The sequence below is a fragment of the Candidatus Bipolaricaulis anaerobius genome (assembly GCF_900465355.1).
GTDB classification, from domain to species: Bacteria; Bipolaricaulota; Bipolaricaulia; order Bipolaricaulales; family Bipolaricaulaceae; genus Bipolaricaulis; species Bipolaricaulis anaerobius.
Window position 1 is genome coordinate 673,997 of record NZ_LS483254.1, and the last position, 17,476, is coordinate 691,472.

Below are 17,476 nucleotides of genomic sequence, written 5' to 3' on the forward strand. Positions count from 1 at the left end.
GGTGTCTACGGCAGGGTTGAGTTTTCCTTATCGGATGCGCTCTGCGGAGCGATAGGTACTGCCCCTTGCTCCCCGGGAACGAGCCCACCGACATCCCTTGACCTCGTGCCCCCCGCTGGGCGTGGTGAACTCGGGAGCGATGACGAGGGGCCGCCGCCCCCGATCGGATACGGTTATAGGTAGGGTGTGCGGCGGGATCGGTGAGGACTTGGGGGCGACCCACCGCCCCTTCGGGTGGTGTTCTTCCTCCTGTGGCCGATCGTCCTCATCCCGATTGGGCTTGCCCTGCGGCGGCGGTTCACCCGACGAAGGTAGGACGAAACGGTGGAGCAGCGTCTCTTCTGCTCACGGTGCGTGGGGCGCGAATAAGCCCTCGTTTACGTGACGCGGCGAGTTCGGTTCGGTAGAATCCGCTCGATGTTGCCCGTGCCGTGCTCTTCCTCCGCCCGGATCCTCCGAGGACCGTTCCGATGAGGATCGAACACCATCCCATCCTCCCCCTGGAGCGGGGCGAGCCGTTCCCGTTCACGTTCCACGGGAGGGAGCTCCCGGCGTTCCCCGGCGAGACGATCGCCGCCGCCCTGTTCGCCCATGGGATCAGGATCTTCGGCCACCACGCGAAGGACGCCTCGCCCCAGGGGATCTTCTGCGCGAACGGCCAGTGCGCACAGTGCTTGGTGATCGCGGACGGGATGCCGGTGAAGGCGTGCATGACCCTCGTCCGACCTGGGATGAGGGTCGAGCCCGCCGATGGCCTCCCTGTACTGCCGCCCGTCCCCGCCCCTCCACGGATGAACGAGATCGAGCGACTCCGAGTGCCCGTCCTCGTGATCGGCGGCGGCCCCGCCGGGATGTCGGCGGCGATCGAGCTCGGAGCCCACGGGATCCAAACCCTCGTCGTTGATGACAAGCGCCGGCTGGGTGGAAAGCTCGTCCTCCAGACGCACCGGTTCTTCGGGTCCACGGACGCCGTGTACGCCGGGACGCGGGGGACGGACATCGCCACGCGGCTCGAGGCGGAGGTCCGCCGCCATCCGTCGGTCGAGGTATGGCTGGACTCGGTCGCCCTGGCCGTGTACAGCGACCGCGCGGTGGGGATCCTCCGCGAGGGGCGGGCGTACGCGCTCGTCGTTCCGGACGTGCTCCTCGTCGCAGCCGGGGCGCGCGAGAGGTCGCTCCTGTTCAAGGGGAACACCCTTCCCGGCGTGTACGGGGCGGGGGCGTTCCAGACCCTCGTCAACCGCGACCTCGTCCGGGCCGCGGACCGGCTGTTCATCGTTGGGGGCGGGAACGTGGGGCTTATCGCCGGCTACCACGCGCTCCAGGCGGGGATCGAGGTCGTGGGCCTCGTCGAGGCGCTGCTGGAGTGCGGGGGGTACAAGGTTCATCGGGACAAGCTCGCCCGCCTGGGAGTCCCCATCTACACCTCGCACACGATCCTGTCCGCCAACGGCCGCGATCAGGTGGAATCGGTGACGATCGCCCAGGTGGACCCCTCGTTCCGGCCGATCGAGGGGACGGAGAAGACATTCCCCTGCGACACGGTGCTCGTGGCAGTCGGCCTCGACCCGGTGGACGAGTTCTACCACAAGGCCCGCGCGTTCGGGATGCCGACGGTCGCGGCCGGCGATGCCGAGGAGATTGCTGAGGCGTCGGCGGCGATCTTCTCCGGGAAGATCGCGGGGCGTCGGATCGCACAGGCCTTGGGGAAGCCCGACGTGGAGATCCCGCCGGAGTGGGAGCGGATGGCGCAGATTCTCAAGTCCAAGCCAGGCGCGCGGGGCACCCCCTCGCTTCTGCCCTTGGGGGACGTGTTCCCTGTACTGCATTGCCAGGAGGAGATCCCCTGTAACCCCTGCGCGTCGGTGTGTCCCCAGGGGCTGATCCGGATCGATCCCCACGATATCCGGAGGAGGCCGGAGTACGTGGCAGAAGGGAAGGCGTGCCTGGGGTGCGAGCGGTGCGTTGTCGTCTGCCCGGGGCTCGCGATCACCCTGGTTGACTTCCGCCGGGACCGGGGGGCCCCCACGGTCACGGTCCCATTTGAGTTCGGTGGGGAGTCCGTGCGGGAGGGGGAGCGGGTGACGGCGGTGGGCATCTCCGGCGAGGCGTTGGCCGAGGTTGTGGTGACGGGGGTGCGGGCGATCGCGCGGAACGACCGCACGGTCCTCGTGAAGCTCTCCGTCCCCGCCGCGGTTGCGACGCGCGTCGCCGGGATCCGGCTGGGATCCGGCTGGAGCACGGACGCCCTCCCCGAGGCCGTGATGCGATTCGATGACGATGAGATCCTGTGCCGCTGCGAGCGGGTGACGGTGGGGGAGGTGCGGGCCCTCATCCGCCAGGGAGTGCGCGACATGAACGAGATCAAGGCCGTCACCCGCGCCGGGATGGGGGCGTGCGGGGGAAAGACGTGCGGCCCCCTTATGAAGCGGTTGTTCCGCGAGGAGGGGGTCCCCCTGAGCGAGGTGCGGGATTATGTGCCCCGCCCCCTGTTCGTGGAGACCCCGCTCCGCCTTTTCGCCGGGGCCGAACACGACGGGGACGCGCGATGAGGGGCAGTGTGTACGATGTCGTAGTCATCGGGGCGGGGAGCGTTGGTGCCCCAGCGGCTCTCTCCCTTGCCCAGGCTGGCCTCGACGTCCTCGTGGTGGATTCCCTGCCCAGCGTTGGACAGGGGTCGAACAAGGCGGCGATCGGGGGGATCCGCGCCACCCACTCCGACCCAGCCAAGATTCGCCTTTGCCAGCGCACGATCGAGATCCTATCCGGCTGGGAAGAGGCCCACGGACAGGAGATCGAGTGGCGGAGCGGCGGGTACGTGTTCGTGGCCTACACGCCCCGCGAGGAGAAGCTCCTCCAGGACCTCCTCGTGATCCAGCACGCCTACGGGCTGGGGATCGAGTGGCTCGATGCGAAGGCCCTGCTTGACATCGTCCCCGACCTCAACCGCCGCGGGCTCATCGGGGGGACGTACTCCCCCGGTGACGGCCATTGCTCGCCGCTCCTTGCTTGCCACGCGTTCTACGACGAGGCACGGCGGCTGGGGGCCACGTTTCAGTTCGGGGAGGAGGTGACGGGGATCGAGGTCCGGGAGGGGCGGGTGCGGGCGGTGCGAACGAACAAGGGCCGCTACGGTACGCCGGTGGTCCTCAACGCTGCCGGGCCATGGGCCCGCGCGGTGGGGAAGCTCGTCGGGCTCGACCATCCCGTCCAGCCGGACTCCCACGAGGCGGGGGTCACGGAGCCGGTGGCCCACTTCCTCGCCCCGATGGTCGTGGACACCCGGCCCGCGCCCGGCTCGTCCAACTACTACTTCCACCAGCTCGCCTCGGGGCAGTTCACGTTCTGCATCACCCCGCAACCGCCGATCCTGGGCGAGGACTGCCGGGAGACGAGCGCGTTCCTGCCCATGGTCGCCCGGCGGATGGTGGACCTCATGCCGCGGCTGGGGAACCTGCGTGTCCGCCGGACGTGGCGCGGCCTCTACCCGATGACCCCGGACGGATCCCCCCTCGTTGGCTGGGCGCAGGAGGTCGAGGGATACGCGATGGCGATCGGAATGTGCGGGCAGGGGGTGATGCTTGGGCCGGGCCTGGGCGAGCTCCTCGCCCGCATGATCACCGGGGCGCTCCTCCCCACCGATGGCGAGGTCCTGAAGATCCTGTCCCCCTATCGCGCGTTCGCAGGCCAGGAGGCCCTGAGGTGATACGAGGGTGCGGGTCGGGACCGCACACGGCGGGACGAAGCGCCTCGCACGCCTTGTTGGTCGGGGCGACTGGATTTGAACCAGCGACCCCCTGCTCCCAAAGCAGGTGCGCTTCCGAGCTGCGCCACGCCCCGCTGTAAGCTCGTCGCCAACGGAACTCTACCGCGCTTGGCTCGTCCGTCAACCTCGCCGGGTGGCCCTTGTCCCGACGGGAGCGGGCCCGTACCCTTCCGATAGCATGATCCCTCAGCTCTACGTCGGACCGGGAGCCCGCGCCGCCGCCCTCGCTCAGGCGGCTTCCGAGTTGGGGGGCTCGCCCGCAGGGCACCCCGATGCGTGGTGGGGGGTCGCCGAGGCGGGGGAACTGGGGATCGACCGGGTCCGGGAGCTCATCCTGTGGGCGCGGTACGGCCCGGTGCGGGCGGCCCGCAAGGTGGCGGTGATCGGGCCGGCGGAAAGGTTGACCCGTGAGGCGGCCAACGCGCTCCTCAAGCTCTTGGAGGAGATGCCCCCCCATCTTGGGGCGATCCTGTTCGCGGAGGCGCTCGACCGTGTCCTCCCCACGGTGCGCTCGCGGTGCGCGCTCGGATGGTGTCCGGGCGCACTTTCCCAAATCCAGGCTGCGCTCCGCACGGCGGGGTACACGGAAGAGGAGATTGCGTTCATCGCCTCGCTCCTCGATGACCGGGTCGAGGATGCCGCGGCGTTCCTCGCTGAGCGCCGCGATCCGCTCCAGGAATGGCAGGAGGCGGAGGCTATGGCGAGGGGCCTCCCCCTGGCCGAGCTGGTGGCGCAGTTTGCGTCCCACGCTGCGGACCCCCTTCGCCGACGGGCATTCGGACGCCACCTCATCCAGACCCTCTCCCGCGCTACTGCGGATGAGGTCCTCTCTGCCGCGGACCAGCTGGCCAGGGATGGGAAGGGGACCGTGGCCGCGTTCCTCGGCGAGCTGGCTCGCTTCCTGGCGGTGGAGGCGCCCACGGCGTGGCCGACCCTCCCGCCCGATGTGCTCCTGTCCTGGGCGCGCAAGGCCTCGCTCTCCCGGGGGGAGCTCGACGACAACGCGAACCCGCGGCTTCTGGCGGAGGTGGTGGTCCTGTGGCCGCGGAGAAGCTAGGGGCGCTTGTCCGGCGGCGGGGGCCGCTCTGTGACATCCACCTCGCCGTGTGGGACGGGGCAGTGGGCGATCCGGGCCAGCTGTGGGTGGAGGAGGAGGGCCACACCAGCTGGCTAGCCCGGGTCCTCCAGTCCCCCCTCTGCAACCCCCCTGCCCCGCGGACGCGCCTCGTCCGCCCCGCTTCGCCGGAGGACCGGGCGACGTTTGAGGCCCGCAGCGCGGAGGCGGAGGAGCTGCGCCGGTTGGCCCAGGAACGAGCATCCGACCTCTCGCTCCCGATGCGGTTCTTGGGGGCGGAGCTCGACCTCGAGCGGACCTTCCTCCGCCTCTACTTCACCGCCCCCGAGCGGGTGGACTTCCGGGAGTTCCTCCGCGAGCTGGGGGCGGCGTTCCGGCTGCGGCTCGAGCTCCACCAGATCGGGCCCCGCGACGCGGCGCGGATCCTGGGGGAGGTGGGGCCGTGCGGGCGGCCCCTGTGCTGCCGGACGTTCCTCCACAAGCTGCGTCCAATCCCACTTGAGCTTGCGTTCGAGCAGCAGCTCTTCCTGAGCCCAGAGCGGCTCACCGGGGTCTGCGGCCGGCTGATGTGCTGTCTCGCCTACGAGCACGAGCAGTACCGCGAGGCGCTCGACGGGCTCCCCAAGATGGGGGCGCGGATCGAGGTGGAGGGACGCACCGGGAAGGTCGTCGGCCTCAACGCGTTCCAGGGGACGTTCACCGTGCAGTGGCCCGACGGGACACGGGCCGAGCTGAACGGCGAGCAGCTCCGCAACGACCGTCATCCGTAGGGTCCGAGACCGCACCCTAGAGGGCTAGGGGGCGATGCGGAGCCCGTCGGGGAGGACCTCCTTCAGGTAGACCACGAGCCCTTCGCTCGGGGAGTCAATCGCCAGGAGGAGCTCGCCCTGGCCGTACAGCCAGACCTCGCTCTCCCCAAGCTGTACCCGGTACCGCTCCGCGGGGAGCATCCTCTCTCCGACGAGGAGGCCCACCTCCTCCGGTGGGTATCCGATCAAGGGAGCCACCGTCCGCCGCCCCGACCGAACTGCGGTCACCTCCGCCTGCGCGGTGCGGGCGTGGGCCTGAAGGTACCGGTAGACAGCGAGCCACGGCCCCACCGCGTCGGCCCCGAGGATGGCGAACGGGGGGAGCGCGGCCAGGGTGATCTCCTGCTGGAACAGGCCGGACCCGAGGGTGATGCGGGGTTTCCCCTCTGTGATGCGGACGGAGACCTGCGCCTCCCCCTTCTCCCGGTAGTAGATCGGGTTCCAACCTGGGTCGAGGACGAGGCTCGCCGTGGTCTCCCCGTTCCCCCCCTGTGCCGTGGAGTCGACCCGGTAGCCGGAGTCGACGAGCCACAGCGTGAACGCCTCATCCCCTGCCCATTGGCCGGCCCGTTCCCAGGCGTACGTGCCCTCCTCGATCTGCACCCCTCCCTCCAGCCCCGGGATCTCCTCCGCACCGGGCACGAGGAGCATCACCACGCCCGCTACGATCGCCCCGATGAGCAGGATCCTCCATGGGTCCATGTTCGTCCCTCCTTACGTGGATCGTACTGGGTCCCCGCCGCCCCGGCGAGCCGATGCGGATCCGCCGAGGCCGGGAGGGGACGCTGTGCCCTCACCTCAACACGCACTCTTCACGGTCCGGCCGGCGATGATCTCCTCGGCCAGGGCGGTGGGGACGGCCTCGTAGCGGGCGAACCGCATCGAAACCTGGCCCCGACCGCTCGTAAGGCCACGGAGCTCGGTCGTGTACCCGAACATCGCCGCCAGGGGGACCTCGGCGTGGACGATCGGGACCCGGCCCCGGGGCTCGAGGGCCACGATCCTCCCCCGCCGCGCGGCCAGGCTCCCCAGCACGGCCCCCAGGTCCGCCTCCGGCGCGGTGACCTCGACGTCCATCATCGGTTCGAGGAGCCGGATCCCCGCCTTGCGGCACGCCTCGCGGAACGCGGCGGCCGCACAGGTGCGGAACGCCTGCTCCGAGGAGTCCACCTCGTGGGCCGATCCGTCGAGGAGGACCACGCGGACGTCCACCATCGGGAACCGGGCGTAGGGCCCTGCGGCCATCGCCTCGACGATCCCCCGTTCCACGGCTGGGATGTACTCCCGTGGCACCCTCCCCCCCACGACGCGGCTCTCGAACTCGAACCCCGCGCCCGCCCTGGCGGGCTCGACGCGGAGGACGACGTGGGCGTACTGACCATGGCCGCCGGTCTGCTTCACGAGCTTCCCCTCGTGCTCGACCGTCCCGATGACGGTCTCCCGGTAGGCAACCTGCGGTTGGCCAACCGTGACCTCGACCCCGAACTCGCGCCGGAGCCGGTCTACGATGATCTCGAGGTGCAGCTCGCCCATCCCCGAGATCACCACATCGCCGGTCTCGGCGTTGGGGCGCACGATGAACGTCGGGTCCTCCGCGGACAGGTCGGACAGGCCGCGGCTCAGCCGATCGCTGTCGGTCCGCCGGGCGGGGGCGATGGCGAGGTCTACCACCGGCGCTGGGAACTCGATCGGGGCGAGGACGATGGGGCTGTCCTCGCGTGTGAGGGTGTCGCCGGTGTAGGTCTCGCTGAGGCCCACCGCGGCGCCCACCTCGCCGGCCCGCAGTTCATCCACCGGCTCGCGGTGGTCGGCATGCATCCGGAACAGGCGGCCGATGCGCTGCCGCTTGCTGCGGCTGGCGTTGAGGACGAACTCCCCTCCCCGCAGAACCCCTGAGTAGACGCGGAGGTAGGTGAGCTTGCCCACGTGGCGGTCAGCCTGGACCTTGAATGCGAGCGCCGACAGGGGCTCGCTGTCGAGCGGGCGGCGCCCATCCTCCGCCCCGTCCCACGTTCCGCGGACCGGCGGGAGGTCGGCCGGGGAGGGAAGGAAGTCCACCACCGCATCGAGGAGCCGGCGGATCCCCTTGTTGCGGAACGCGGCCCCGGCGAGCACCGGGATCAGCTTGCCCGCCACCGTGGCCTTCCGTAGGGCCGCCGTGACCTCCTCGACCGTCGGCTCCTCCCCGGCGAGGAACTTCGCTAGGAGGTGATCATCCACCTCCGCTGCCCGTTCCAGGAGAGCATCGCGCGCCGTCTGCGCCTGTTCGAAGAGGGCCGTGGGCACCGGCCCGACCTCGATCTCCGTCCCCCCTGCCTCGTCCCGGTAGTAGATCGCCTCCATCCGCAGGAGATCCACGAGCCCGGCGAACTCCTCCTCAGCGCCGATCGGGATCACCACCGGCACCGCGCTCGCCCCGAGTTTGTCGCGGATCTCGCGGACTACGCCCCAGAAGTCGGCGCCGGTGCGGTCCATCTTGTTGATGAACGCGATCCGCGGCACCTCGTACTTCGTCGCCTGCCGCCACACCGCCTCCGATTGAGGCTGGACCCCTCCCACGGCGCAGAAGAGGGCCACCATCCCGTCCACCACGCGCAGGCAGCGCTCGACCTCGGCCGTGAAGTCCACGTGCCCCGGCGTGTCGATCACGTTGATGCGGTGTCCCTTCCAGTTCGTCGTCGTCGCGGCAGAGGAGATCGTGATCCCCCGCTCTCGTTCCTGGGGCATCCAGTCCATCGTCGCCTGCCCATCGTCCACTTCACCGATGCGGTGGACGCGGCCGGTGAAGTACAGGATGCGTTCAGTGACCGTCGTCTTCCCAGCGTCGATGTGCGCTGCGATCCCGATGTTGCGCACCTTCGTGATGTCGTGTTCCCCGTTCATTCCAGTTCCTCCATCCTTCAGCCAAACCAACCCCATCCCGAGCTAGCGGGAAGAGAGCCCTTCATCCCATGTTCCTCTGAAATGGATCGCGAGTACCCGACAGAGAGGCAAGGGAAATCTAGAGGGTGGCTAGGATAAACGACCGGGCGCTCCCCGTCAACGGCCCCTGGTGTGCGCGGGGAGGCCGGACCTCTTCCCACGGCCGGCGGTCCCCGGACTCCCTTCCCCCGTGGGACGTGCTATCATCGCCCCTCGCTCAAGGAGGATAGATGTCCCGATCGAGGACCTGGATCGAGCGGTTCGACCCCGCGACCGCCCGGTCGGATGCGATGCGGGGGTTTCATGCGCTATCGAACCGGATTCGTGCCGAGTGTTGGCCCGATGACCCGCCGCGTGAGCTTTCCGTGCTGCGGGCCGCGATGACGTCGGTCCCCGCATGGTGGGGCGTGCGGTGGTGGGTGGCGTGGCGCGACGGACGGGTCGTGGGCAGTGCCGAGCTCGAGATGAACTGCACAAAGGAGAACCGGCACTTGGCGTGGTTCGATGTCTCCGTCCTCCCGGAGTACCGACGCCAGGGGATCGGCACCGCGCTCCTGGGGACGATGGCCGAAGCGGCCCGCGCCGACGGTCGCCGGCTCCTTACCATGGGCACGGTCGCCACCGCCCCGGATGGGGAGGCATTTGTACGTCGCCTGGGGGCGCGGCCAGGGCTGATCCAAGAGATCAACCAGCTCCGCATCCAGGATGTGGACCGGGCGCTCCTCCACGCGTGGCAGGAGCGGGCCCCGGACGATGCGTTCCGCCTCGGGTTCTGGGAGGGCCCGTACCCGGAGGCGGACCTCGCGGATGTGGTGAAGATGCACGAGGTCATGAACACCGCCCCGCGCGGTGAGCTCGAGATGGAGGACTCTCACATGACGCCGCAGATGATCCGCGACCAGGAGGAATCGCTCCGCAAGCGCGGGGTGGAGCGGTGGACCGTCTACGCCCGCCATATCCCCACCGGCCGGATCGCTGGGTTCACCGAGGTCGCCTGGAACCCGCCCGAGCCGGAGATCGTCCACCAGTGGGGGACCGGCGTGTTCCCGGAGTTCCGCAACCACGGGCTGGGGCGATGGCTCAAGGCGGCGATGATCGAGAAGATCCTCGCCCAGCGGCCGGGGGCGAGGTTCGTGCGCACGGGGAACGCGAGCTCGAACGCGCCGATGCTCAAGATCAACCACGAGCTTGGGTTTCGCCTCTACAACACGACCACGGTCTGGCAGGTGCCGGTGGAGCAGGTCTTGACCTACGTTGCTGAGGTCGGGTAGCGGGCGGCGGAGGGTTCATCGCCGCGGCGGGGCCAACGGCTCCCCTCGGGGCTCAGGCTCGAACCGGTACACCGCGCAGTCGGCAAGTGGGCGGTACCCGATCCGACGGTAGATCTCGTTTGAAGTTGGGTTGGCGAGGTCGGTGTAGAGGGTGCAGAACGCACATCCGCGGTCGAGGAGGAGCTGGCTCAGGGCAGCCACGCACGCCGAGGCGTACCCCCTCCCGCGGCACACGGGCGGCGTGTAGACGAGGCTTACCGTCGCCCCGCGGGCCGACCGGCGGGAACTCCCGGCCATCGAGACCGGGCCCTGGTGGTCCCACACCACGAGCGTTCCCGATTCGAGGAATCGCTCCACCATCGCCTGCGGATCGGGCGGAGGATCGTGGGGGGCGGCTTCAGCGTGGAATGCGCTCGCCCAGTCGGCGAGGAGCGGGAGGTCCTCCTCCCTGGCGGGGCGCATCGTCCCGGGGACGCCGGCGGGCGGCACGACCGACCGAAGTTCGTAGATCCGCGTTCTCATCGCGATGTGGGCGCGCACTGCTCGTCGCTTCTGCCACAGGTCCGTGAAGGCGGTGGCGGCGGGGAGCGGGCCGTTGACCCCCGGGAGGTGCGGATCAGCGGTCGCGAGGTGGTCCACCAGGGCCTCGATCGCGCCGCGGTGTCCGCCCGGGGAGGCGAGGATGAGGGGAAAGGGCGGGGTGCGGATCGCGGCCGCGAAGAGCTCGCGACCTAGCCCGACGGTCAGGAAGTAGGGGGCCTCGTCCCCGAAGGCGTGGCCATCCCTCACCTGGGCCGCGATCCCGAGGATGAGGTTGTGGAGGGCCTCCTCGCGGAGGAGCGGCCCCTCGGCGGATGAGAGGAACGCTGCGGCACTGGGATGGATCGTTAATTCCATGGACCACCTCCTCGTTGGCTAGGGGGGAAGTGTACCGGGTTGGGGGGCCGAGGTTCGCTCGCGAGGGGACAGGGGGCCGGGAGGAACCCTCTCTGCCGGGCTATGCTCGAAGTGGGTGATCGCGCATGCGCAAGACTGTTCTCTCGCTGATGGTCCTCGTTCTCGTCGCCACGACGGCGTGGGCAGAGCTGGTTCGCCGGGGGCCGATCCTCATCACCTCTGACCAGGACTTCACCCCGGAGAACGGCGTGGTCGGCGGGTGGGGCGTGTTCGGCGACCCGTACATCATCTCCGGGGTCAGGATCGATGCGGGAGGAGACGACTACGGGATCCTCATCTCGGGCACGATCCGCCCCGTCCTCATCCGCGATGTGGAGGTCCTCGGGGCGCGCACGGCCGGGATCAAGGTCCAGAGTGCAAAGGGCGTCACGATCGAGGACGTCCGGGTGCGGGGCTGTGCCGTCGGGATCAGCGCCTTCCTGAGCACGGAGGTGATCGTGTCCCGGGCCTGGATCGAGGAGTGCCCTGATGGGGTAAGGCTCGTCTTCTCGTCGGGAGTGGATCTGTATGATCTGCACGTATCCCGGTGCCGAACGGGCGTGTGGTTCGCTGGGACCACCGGGTCGCTCCTCGCGGGGGCGGTGATCGAAGCGTGTGACGTCGGGATGGCGGTCGAGCTCGGCTGCGAGGGGATCGTGGTAGCCCAGAACGCGTTTCTGGGGTGCCGGCTTCCCGCGCGGTCGGACGGTGGGGCGGCGTGGGACAACGGCGTCCGCGGGAACTACTGGGAGGGATTCGTCTCCCCGGACGAGGATGGGGACGGGATCCTTGACCAGCCCTACCCTGTCGGGCCGGAAGAGGAGGACCGGTTCCCGCTTGCCTCATGGTCTGAGCTATAGGTCCGGAGCGCCCGCACGATCAGGATTCCCCCTGTCCACAGGACGAGCGCCCCGCCCACGAGCCCCCAGAACGGGATCGAGACCCGGACCTGGGTGAACCCCACCCCCACCAGGAGGCCGCCGGCGCAGAGCGCGGTCGCGCGGAGGAGCGCGGCGCGGGCGAGGCGATGGGTGGCTTCGGGCTCTCCGCGCTGAAGGCGGGAGATCCAGAGGAGACCGAGGTCCCAGCTCCACAGGGCGAGGGCGACCACGGCCAGGGCGCCCGTGAGGGGGGCGACGAAGCTCAACCCCGCGGCGAGCCCGATGGCGAGGCAGAACCCGAGCGTGAGCCAGCCCCGCTTGCGGAAGGCGATCCCCAACGCCCACGCCCCCGGCACAGCGAGGGAGAGCCACCACCAGGGAGCGAGGGTGAACCCGAGGGAGCTCCACGAGAGGAGCCATGCCGCGAGGATCCCCATCGCGGCTAGGATCACCTTGCCCTCCGCCACGCGGCCACGGCCTGGGGGGCGAGGGGGTAGCGGACGTCCCACACCAGCGGCCGGGCCCCTGCTGCGAAGGCCTGGCCGATCATCGCCCCCCGCTCGAGGGCGAGGATCCGGCGGGCCAGCTCGACCTCGGGGCCAGTTCCGCAGGAAGGCTCCGCGAGGGTCGTCGGGTCCACCACGAGCACAAGCGCACGGTAGCCCCGTGCGATGAGCACCCCGAGGTCCTCGGCATCCCCGGGGAGGAGGGGGGAGACGAGGACGATCTGCGATCCTGGCCGGAGGAGGCGGGTCGGGAGGTGGGCCAGTTCCGCGAACACCTCCGACGAGCCGATCGTGGCTCGTGCCAATTTGTGCAGAAGGCGCTCCCCATGCCGGCGGCCGTATCCGGGGAATACCCAGTCCAAATAGGCCCCGTACACGAGCAGCCCCACCCGGTGGCCCTGGGAGAGGAAGGCCTGGCACAACCCCGCCGCGGCCCGGGCGGCGTGGTCGAGGAGGTCCGGTTGCCCGTGGTACGCGCGAGCCCGCACATCGAGCACCACCGCGACGTCGGCGGCCCGTTCTTCCTCGAACTCGGCGACCACGAGCTCGTCCAGCCGAGCCGATGCCGGCCAGTGGATGCGCCGGATCTCGTCACCGGGCCGGTACTCCCGCGTTCCGAAGAACTCGAGCCCGGTGCCCCCGCGCCGGGAACGGGCGGTCCCGGATTGGGGGAGGGTGCGCCGGGGGGCGATCGCGATCCCGGACAGGACCTCAAATCGCGGCAGGACGACGAGCTCGGCCGGGCAGGGCAGCTCCTCCTCCCACGTCGCATAGCCGAGGCGGTCCTCGGCCGCAATGCGCACCACGGGCAGGGGGTAGAGGCCCCGTCGGACGCGGGCCGTGTAGCGGAGGGTGAGCGCTTCTCCCGTCGCGAGCTCCCGGATCTGCTCGGTCGTTCCGTCCACAAGCTCCAGCCCCGGGGGGAGGGGATCCGCAACAGCTACGACCTCGACCCGCGAGCCCTTGTTCTCGACCGCGACCGTGATCTCCACTTCCTCCCCCTCCCACACCCGGGCTTGAGACAGGGTGCGGTGGGCCGCCAGCCGTGGCCGGCGGTCCCAGGCGGCGAGGGCATACCCACCCACGAGGTGGACGGCGATGGGAAGGGAGAGGAACGCCACGGGCGTCAACCGCAGTCCGAGCCCGACCGCGAGGAGGAGCACCAGGATGGCAAACTCAACCCGCGCCTTGCGGCTGACCATCAGCCTGCCTTCGGGACCGGGGTCTGGGCGAGGATGTCCGCGATGATGTCCTCGGCGCGGATGTCGCGGGTCCACAGTTCGGGGGAGAGGATCAACCGGTGGGCGAGCGCCGGCCCGGCCACCGCCTTTACGTCATCGGGGAGGACGTAGTCCCGCCCCGCGAGCGCGGCCCGGGCGCGGGAAATCTTGAGCAGGGCCAGCGTCCCCCGTGGGCTTGCCCCCACCGCGAGCGAAGGGTGGCGCCGCGTCGCGGCGACGAGGGCCACCATGTACCCGAGGAGATCCGGATCCACGTACACCTCCTCCAGCGCCTGGCGCAGCGCGAGCACTTCCTCGGGACCGGTCACCGCGGGGAGCGAGACCTCCTCCCTCTCGCGGGCGATCCGGCGGCGGAGGATCTCCTCCTCCTGGGGAGGCTCCGGGTAGCCGAACCGGACCCGGACGAGGAACCGGTCCACCTGGGCCTCTGGGAGGGGGAATGTCCCCTCGTACTCGATCGGGTTCTGCGTGGCCAGCACCACGAACGGCTGCGGCAGTGGCCGCGTGTCGCCCTCCACCGTGGCCTGCCCTTCCTGCATCGCCTCGAGCAGGGCGGACTGGGTCTTGGGGGTGGCGCGGTTGATCTCGTCGGCGAGGATGAGTTGGGCGAAGATCGGTCCTGGTCGGAACTCGAACTGCCCCTCCTCGCGGCGGTAGAGGTGCGTCCCCACGATGTCCGCCGGGAGGAGATCGGGGGTGAACTGGATCCTCCGGAACGAGAGCCCGAGCGTCCACGAGAAACAGCGCGCGGCGAGGGTCTTTGCGAGCCCCGGGTAGTCCTCCAGAAGGACGTGTCCTCCGGCAAGGATCGCCCCTAGGATGAGGGTCAACGGCTCACGTTTGCCGACGATGACCTCTTCAATGCGCGACAGGACCGCGTCGCCGCGCTCCGCAACCTCACGTACCGTCAAGGTGTCCTCCTTTGGCGTAGTGGGAGAGGGCATCCACTGCCGCCGCGAGCTGTTGGGGGTAGTCGGCCGCGGGGAAGGGGAGGCGCCGGGTGGGGTGAAGGATCGAGGACAGGGCGTGGTTCGGCGGCCAGCGGCCCGCCTCAAGGTCGTCCCACGCCTGCCGCGGCGAGACCGCGTCGCGCCGGACCCTCAGCGCGACTGCGACCTGGGCCAACCGCTGGGCGAGCTCCTCGCGGGCGCGGGGGGAGGTCACCGCCCGCTCGATGACCGCCACGAGGCTCGCGAGCTCCGAGCGGTCCCGCGGTTGAGGGGAGGGGCGCCCGGTCCCGGTCGGCCGCGGTCCGGCCCGTGCCCCTAGGCGGAGGGTGAGGTAGCCGAGGGTGAGGATCACCAGGATCCACACGACCCCCTGATGGAGGGAGTCGAGGAACCAGACCACCCGGACGAGGGCATCGAACACCCACCCCGCTACCCACCGCAGGGCGTAGGCCAACCCTCCGGCGAGGAGGAGCCCGAGGGCGATTCGCTTTGCCCTACCTGCACGCCCGCTCGATCGCGGCCAGGGCGGCCAGGGCCTCTTCGCGACGGGGCTCGCTCTCCTTGTGGCCATAGCGTACCTCCTCGAACAGCCGGGTCAGGGCTCGCACCGGCTCCTCGCGGAACCCAAGGGCGACGAGCCGCTCCGCGAGCTCGTGCGGGGTGAGGCTGGGGATCCTCGTCTCCCTCACGCGCGGGGAGAGGATCTCCACCATGCGCAGCCAGCACCGGATCACGACGTCGGACACGGGGAGGCCTCGCGCGAGTTCGGCCGTGGCGGATTCAGCTGCGTCTTGGATCTCATCGGTGACCGACCCCGGGCGCGGCCAGAACCGCCGCCCCCCCCACCATGCGAGGAGCCCTCCTCCGACTCCCCCGGCGAGGTAGGCGAGCCACGGGGGCACACGGGGCGGTGGGGGGGCCTCCTCCGCGCCTTTTGGGTCCAGGCTTGGCCCGGGGAGCGCGAGGAGGGGGGCCTCCTTGCCGGCGAGGACGTCCGCGAGCGTCGGGCGGAGGGATTCCGCAACCGCGTTGGCCACGACGATGAGCGCGACGAGGAGGAGCAACCCACGCAGGCACTTCGCCCGGTACTCCCGGGAGAGGATGCACCCCACCACCTGAGCCGCGAGCAGGGCGAAGAGCGCGGCCATGATCGCGTCAAGCAACCACTCCGGGCCCGAAAGGGGGAGGGCGCCGCCCGGTCCAGGGAGGAGCCCTTCGTCCCCTCCCGCCCCACCGCGCGGCCCACGGAACTCGATCCCCGCGAGCCCGGCAAGGAGGAGCCCGAGAAGGGCGATGAGAAGCCCGCCGAGGAGGGCCAGCCGCACCCGGGTCATGGTTCCAGGCGAAGGCCGAGCTCCCGCAGCTGACCCTCATCCACCGGGGCGGGGGCATCGGTGAGGGGGCAGGCGCCGGTGGTTGTCTTGGGGAACGCGATCACCTCGCGGATTGAGTCCTCACCGGCCATCATCATCACCCACCGGTCGAGGCCGAACGCGATCCCCCCGTGGGGCGGCGCCCCGTACTCGAGCGCCCGGAGGAAGAACCCGAACCGCCGCTCCGCCTCCTCCTCCCCGATCCCCAGGATGCGGAAGATCTGCTCTTGGAGCTCGCGGCGGTGGATCCGGATCGAGCCCGAGGCGAGCTCGATCCCGTTCACCACGAGGTCATAGCACTTGGCCCGCACCTTTGAGGGGTCGCGGGCGAGGAACGGGAGGTCCTCGTCGCGGGGGGAGGTGAACGGGTGGTGCTCGGACTCCAGCCGCCCCTCTCCCTCCTTGAACAGCGGAAAGTCCACGATCCACGCGAGTGCCCAGCGGTCCTGCGGGATCAGGCTGAGTTCGGCCGCCAGGCGCAGCCGGAGGTCGCCGAGGGCGGTGGAGGCGACCTCGGGCCTGCCCGCGGCGAGGAGGACGAGGTCGCCGCGATGGGCTCCGGTCTGCGCGGCGATGGCGGAGAGCGTCTCCGCCGAGACGTGCTTCCCGAACGAAGACGTGACCGCCTCGCCGAGCTTGACCCACGCCAGCCCGGGGAGACCATGGCCCTGCGCCGCCTCCTCGAGCTTGGCTAGCTCGCCCCGCGATCTCCCGGCCCCGCCGGGCACGGGAAGTGCCCGCACCGCACCCCCCCCGGCCACGACCTCGGCGAACAGCCGGAGGGGCCCCGCGGCGAAGAGGGACGACACGTCGGCGATCTCCATCCCGAACCGGAGGTCCGGCTTGTCTGACCCGTAGTGGGCGATCGCCTCCGCGTACGGGAGACGGGGGAGGGGCAGGGCGATCTCCACCCCGATCGTCTCCCGGAACACGTAGGACGCGAGCCCCTCGAGGAGGGGGAAGAGCTCTTCCGGGTCCTCGAGGAACGCCATCTCCAGATCGAGCTGGGTGAACTCCGGCTGCCGGTCCGCGCGGAGGTCCTCGTCGCGGAAACAGCGCACGATCTGGAAGTACCGTTCGATCCCGGACGTGACGAGGATCTGTTTGAACAACTGCGGCGACTGGGGGAGGGCGTAGAACGTCCCGCGAGCCAGCCGGGATGGGACGAGGAAGTCCCGTGCCCCCTCCGGCGTGGACCGGGTCAGCATCGGCGTCTCGACCTCTACGAATCCCTCCCGGTCGAGGTAGGTGCGGATGGCCATGCAGGCACGGTGGCGCAGGCGCAGGTTGCGCTGCATCTGCGGCCGGCGCAGGTCGAGGTACCGGTAGCGGAGCCGGGTCTCCTCGCTCGGCAGGCCCTCCTCGGCGACCGAGAGCGGGAGCGGCTTCGCGCGCGACAGGACCTCCACTTCCTCCGCCTCGACCTCGATGTCCCCCGTGGGGAGGGACGGGTTCCGCGCCTCGCGGAGGCGGACCGTGCCTGCGATGCGGATCACGTCCTCCCGGGACAGGTGGGCTGCGTTGCGTAGGACGAGCTGGACGATCCCTGAGGCGTCGCGGAGGTCCACGAACGTGATCCCGCCAAGATCGCGCACCCGGTGGACCCAACCGGCGAGGACGACCTTCCGCCCCGCTGCCTCACGCCGCAACTCCCCGCACTTGTCCCGCTGCATGGTGGTCTCCTTTGTGGCCTTGTCGTCCCAGCGCTGGGCTGGGCCGATGTTCCCCTCTCCCCGCGCGGTGGAC

Annotated in this window: 15 protein-coding genes and 1 tRNA gene; 6 read left to right on the forward strand and 10 right to left on the reverse strand. The window is 70.3% G+C overall.

Annotated features, from left to right (window positions below; genetic code table 11):
• Positions 1-470: 470 nt before the first annotated feature.
• Both BARAN1_RS03425 and BARAN1_RS03430 read left to right on the forward strand, forming a co-directional pair.
• A complete protein-coding gene (locus BARAN1_RS03425; RefSeq protein WP_122031766.1) occupies positions 471-2,552 on the forward strand; it encodes an FAD-dependent oxidoreductase in 2,082 nt (693 codons plus the stop codon).
• On the forward strand, positions 2,549-3,706 hold the full coding sequence (locus BARAN1_RS03430) for an NAD(P)/FAD-dependent oxidoreductase (protein WP_122030907.1): 1,158 nt from the start codon (positions 2,549-2,551) through the stop codon (positions 3,704-3,706). The genes BARAN1_RS03425 and BARAN1_RS03430 overlap by 4 nt, the downstream gene beginning before the upstream one ends.
• Positions 3,707-3,763: 57 nt before the next feature.
• On the opposite strand, the gene BARAN1_RS03435 is transcribed toward BARAN1_RS03430, so the two are convergent.
• Positions 3,764-3,840, reverse strand: a tRNA-Pro gene (locus BARAN1_RS03435).
• A 104-nt stretch (positions 3,841-3,944) separates the two neighbouring features.
• Between BARAN1_RS03435 and BARAN1_RS03440 the strand changes: the two genes are divergently transcribed.
• Both BARAN1_RS03440 and BARAN1_RS03445 read left to right on the forward strand, forming a co-directional pair.
• Positions 3,945-4,823, forward strand: a complete 879-nt coding sequence (locus BARAN1_RS03440; protein ID WP_122030908.1) for a DNA polymerase III delta subunit-related protein — start codon at positions 3,945-3,947, stop codon at positions 4,821-4,823.
• Entirely contained in the window at positions 4,805-5,611 is an 807-nt protein-coding gene (locus tag BARAN1_RS03445) for a PSP1 domain-containing protein (protein ID WP_157959432.1), read from the forward strand. The genes BARAN1_RS03440 and BARAN1_RS03445 overlap by 19 nt, the downstream gene beginning before the upstream one ends.
• Before the next feature lie 24 nt (positions 5,612-5,635).
• On the opposite strand, the gene BARAN1_RS03450 is transcribed toward BARAN1_RS03445, so the two are convergent.
• Positions 5,636-6,352, reverse strand: coding sequence for a hypothetical protein (locus tag BARAN1_RS03450; protein WP_122030910.1), 717 nt, complete (start codon positions 6,350-6,352; stop codon positions 5,636-5,638).
• Between the two features lie 96 nt (positions 6,353-6,448).
• The gene (fusA, locus tag BARAN1_RS03455) at positions 6,449-8,533 is read right to left on the reverse strand and encodes an elongation factor G (protein WP_122030911.1); all 2,085 of its coding nucleotides are present in this window, start codon (positions 8,531-8,533) and stop codon (positions 6,449-6,451) included.
• Positions 8,534-8,802: 269 nt separating this feature from the next.
• On the opposite strand from fusA, the gene BARAN1_RS06780 reads away from it, so the two are divergent.
• Complete coding sequence (locus tag BARAN1_RS06780) at positions 8,803-9,843, forward strand: GNAT family N-acetyltransferase (RefSeq protein WP_122030912.1); 1,041 nt, start codon at positions 8,803-8,805, stop codon at positions 9,841-9,843.
• Between the two features lie 15 nt (positions 9,844-9,858).
• Here the strand turns inward: BARAN1_RS06780 and BARAN1_RS03465 are convergent, their stop codons facing one another.
• On the reverse strand, positions 9,859-10,740 hold the full coding sequence (locus tag BARAN1_RS03465) for a GNAT family N-acetyltransferase (protein ID WP_122030913.1): 882 nt from the start codon (positions 10,738-10,740) through the stop codon (positions 9,859-9,861).
• Between the two features lie 125 nt (positions 10,741-10,865).
• On the opposite strand from BARAN1_RS03465, the gene BARAN1_RS03470 reads away from it, so the two are divergent.
• Positions 10,866-11,639 carry a right-handed parallel beta-helix repeat-containing protein gene (locus BARAN1_RS03470; RefSeq protein ID WP_122030914.1) on the forward strand — a complete coding sequence of 258 codons (774 nt, stop codon included), beginning with the start codon at positions 10,866-10,868 and terminating at the stop codon, positions 11,637-11,639.
• On the opposite strand, the gene BARAN1_RS03475 is transcribed toward BARAN1_RS03470, so the two are convergent.
• From BARAN1_RS03475 to aspS, 6 genes are read right to left on the reverse strand one after another with little or no spacing between them, the layout of a single operon-like run.
• On the reverse strand, positions 11,579-12,112 hold the full coding sequence (locus tag BARAN1_RS03475; protein ID WP_157959433.1) for a hypothetical protein: 534 nt from the start codon (positions 12,110-12,112) through the stop codon (positions 11,579-11,581). The two genes, BARAN1_RS03470 and BARAN1_RS03475, sit on opposite strands and share 61 nt — an antisense overlap.
• Positions 12,109-13,368 carry a DUF58 domain-containing protein gene (locus BARAN1_RS03480; RefSeq protein WP_122030916.1) on the reverse strand — a complete coding sequence of 420 codons (1,260 nt, stop codon included), beginning with the start codon at positions 13,366-13,368 and terminating at the stop codon, positions 12,109-12,111. The genes BARAN1_RS03475 and BARAN1_RS03480 overlap by 4 nt, the downstream gene beginning before the upstream one ends.
• Positions 13,368-14,351, reverse strand: a complete 984-nt coding sequence (locus BARAN1_RS03485) for an AAA family ATPase (protein WP_122030917.1) — start codon at positions 14,349-14,351, stop codon at positions 13,368-13,370. Before BARAN1_RS03485 ends, BARAN1_RS03480 begins: the two co-directional genes overlap by 1 nt.
• Positions 14,305-14,928, reverse strand: a complete 624-nt coding sequence (locus tag BARAN1_RS03490) for a DUF7269 family protein (RefSeq protein WP_157959434.1) — start codon at positions 14,926-14,928, stop codon at positions 14,305-14,307. Before BARAN1_RS03490 ends, BARAN1_RS03485 begins: the two co-directional genes overlap by 47 nt.
• Positions 14,852-15,691 carry a DUF4129 domain-containing protein gene (locus tag BARAN1_RS03495; protein WP_157959435.1) on the reverse strand — a complete coding sequence of 280 codons (840 nt, stop codon included), beginning with the start codon at positions 15,689-15,691 and terminating at the stop codon, positions 14,852-14,854. Before BARAN1_RS03495 ends, BARAN1_RS03490 begins: the two co-directional genes overlap by 77 nt.
• Positions 15,688-17,403: an aspartate--tRNA ligase gene (aspS, locus tag BARAN1_RS03500; protein WP_122030920.1), complete on the reverse strand. Its 1,716-nt coding sequence runs from the start codon at positions 17,401-17,403 to the stop codon at positions 15,688-15,690. The genes BARAN1_RS03495 and aspS overlap by 4 nt, the downstream gene beginning before the upstream one ends.
• Positions 17,404-17,476 lie beyond the last annotated feature (73 nt).

Coding starts and splice junctions, on each gene's coding strand:
- BARAN1_RS03425 (WP_122031766.1), top strand. CDS start 471: ATGAGGATCGAACACCATCCCATCCTCCCCCTGGAGCGGGGCGAGCCG.
- BARAN1_RS03430 (WP_122030907.1), top strand. CDS start 2,549: ATGAGGGGCAGTGTGTACGATGTCGTAGTCATCGGGGCGGGGAGCGTT.
- BARAN1_RS03440 (WP_122030908.1), top strand. CDS start 3,945: ATGATCCCTCAGCTCTACGTCGGACCGGGAGCCCGCGCCGCCGCCCTC.
- BARAN1_RS03450 (WP_122030910.1), bottom strand. CDS start 6,352: ATGGACCCATGGAGGATCCTGCTCATCGGGGCGATCGTAGCGGGCGTG.
- fusA (WP_122030911.1), bottom strand. CDS start 8,533: ATGAACGGGGAACACGACATCACGAAGGTGCGCAACATCGGGATCGCA.
- BARAN1_RS06780 (WP_122030912.1), top strand. CDS start 8,803: ATGTCCCGATCGAGGACCTGGATCGAGCGGTTCGACCCCGCGACCGCC.
- BARAN1_RS03465 (WP_122030913.1), bottom strand. CDS start 10,740: ATGGAATTAACGATCCATCCCAGTGCCGCAGCGTTCCTCTCATCCGCC.
- BARAN1_RS03470 (WP_122030914.1), top strand. CDS start 10,866: ATGCGCAAGACTGTTCTCTCGCTGATGGTCCTCGTTCTCGTCGCCACG.
- BARAN1_RS03480 (WP_122030916.1), bottom strand. CDS start 13,368: ATGGTCAGCCGCAAGGCGCGGGTTGAGTTTGCCATCCTGGTGCTCCTC.
- BARAN1_RS03485 (WP_122030917.1), bottom strand. CDS start 14,351: ATGCCCTCTCCCACTACGCCAAAGGAGGACACCTTGACGGTACGTGAG.
- BARAN1_RS03490 (WP_157959434.1), bottom strand. CDS start 14,928: ATGGCCACAAGGAGAGCGAGCCCCGTCGCGAAGAGGCCCTGGCCGCCC.
- BARAN1_RS03495 (WP_157959435.1), bottom strand. CDS start 15,691: ATGACCCGGGTGCGGCTGGCCCTCCTCGGCGGGCTTCTCATCGCCCTT.
- aspS (WP_122030920.1), bottom strand. CDS start 17,403: ATGCAGCGGGACAAGTGCGGGGAGTTGCGGCGTGAGGCAGCGGGGCGG.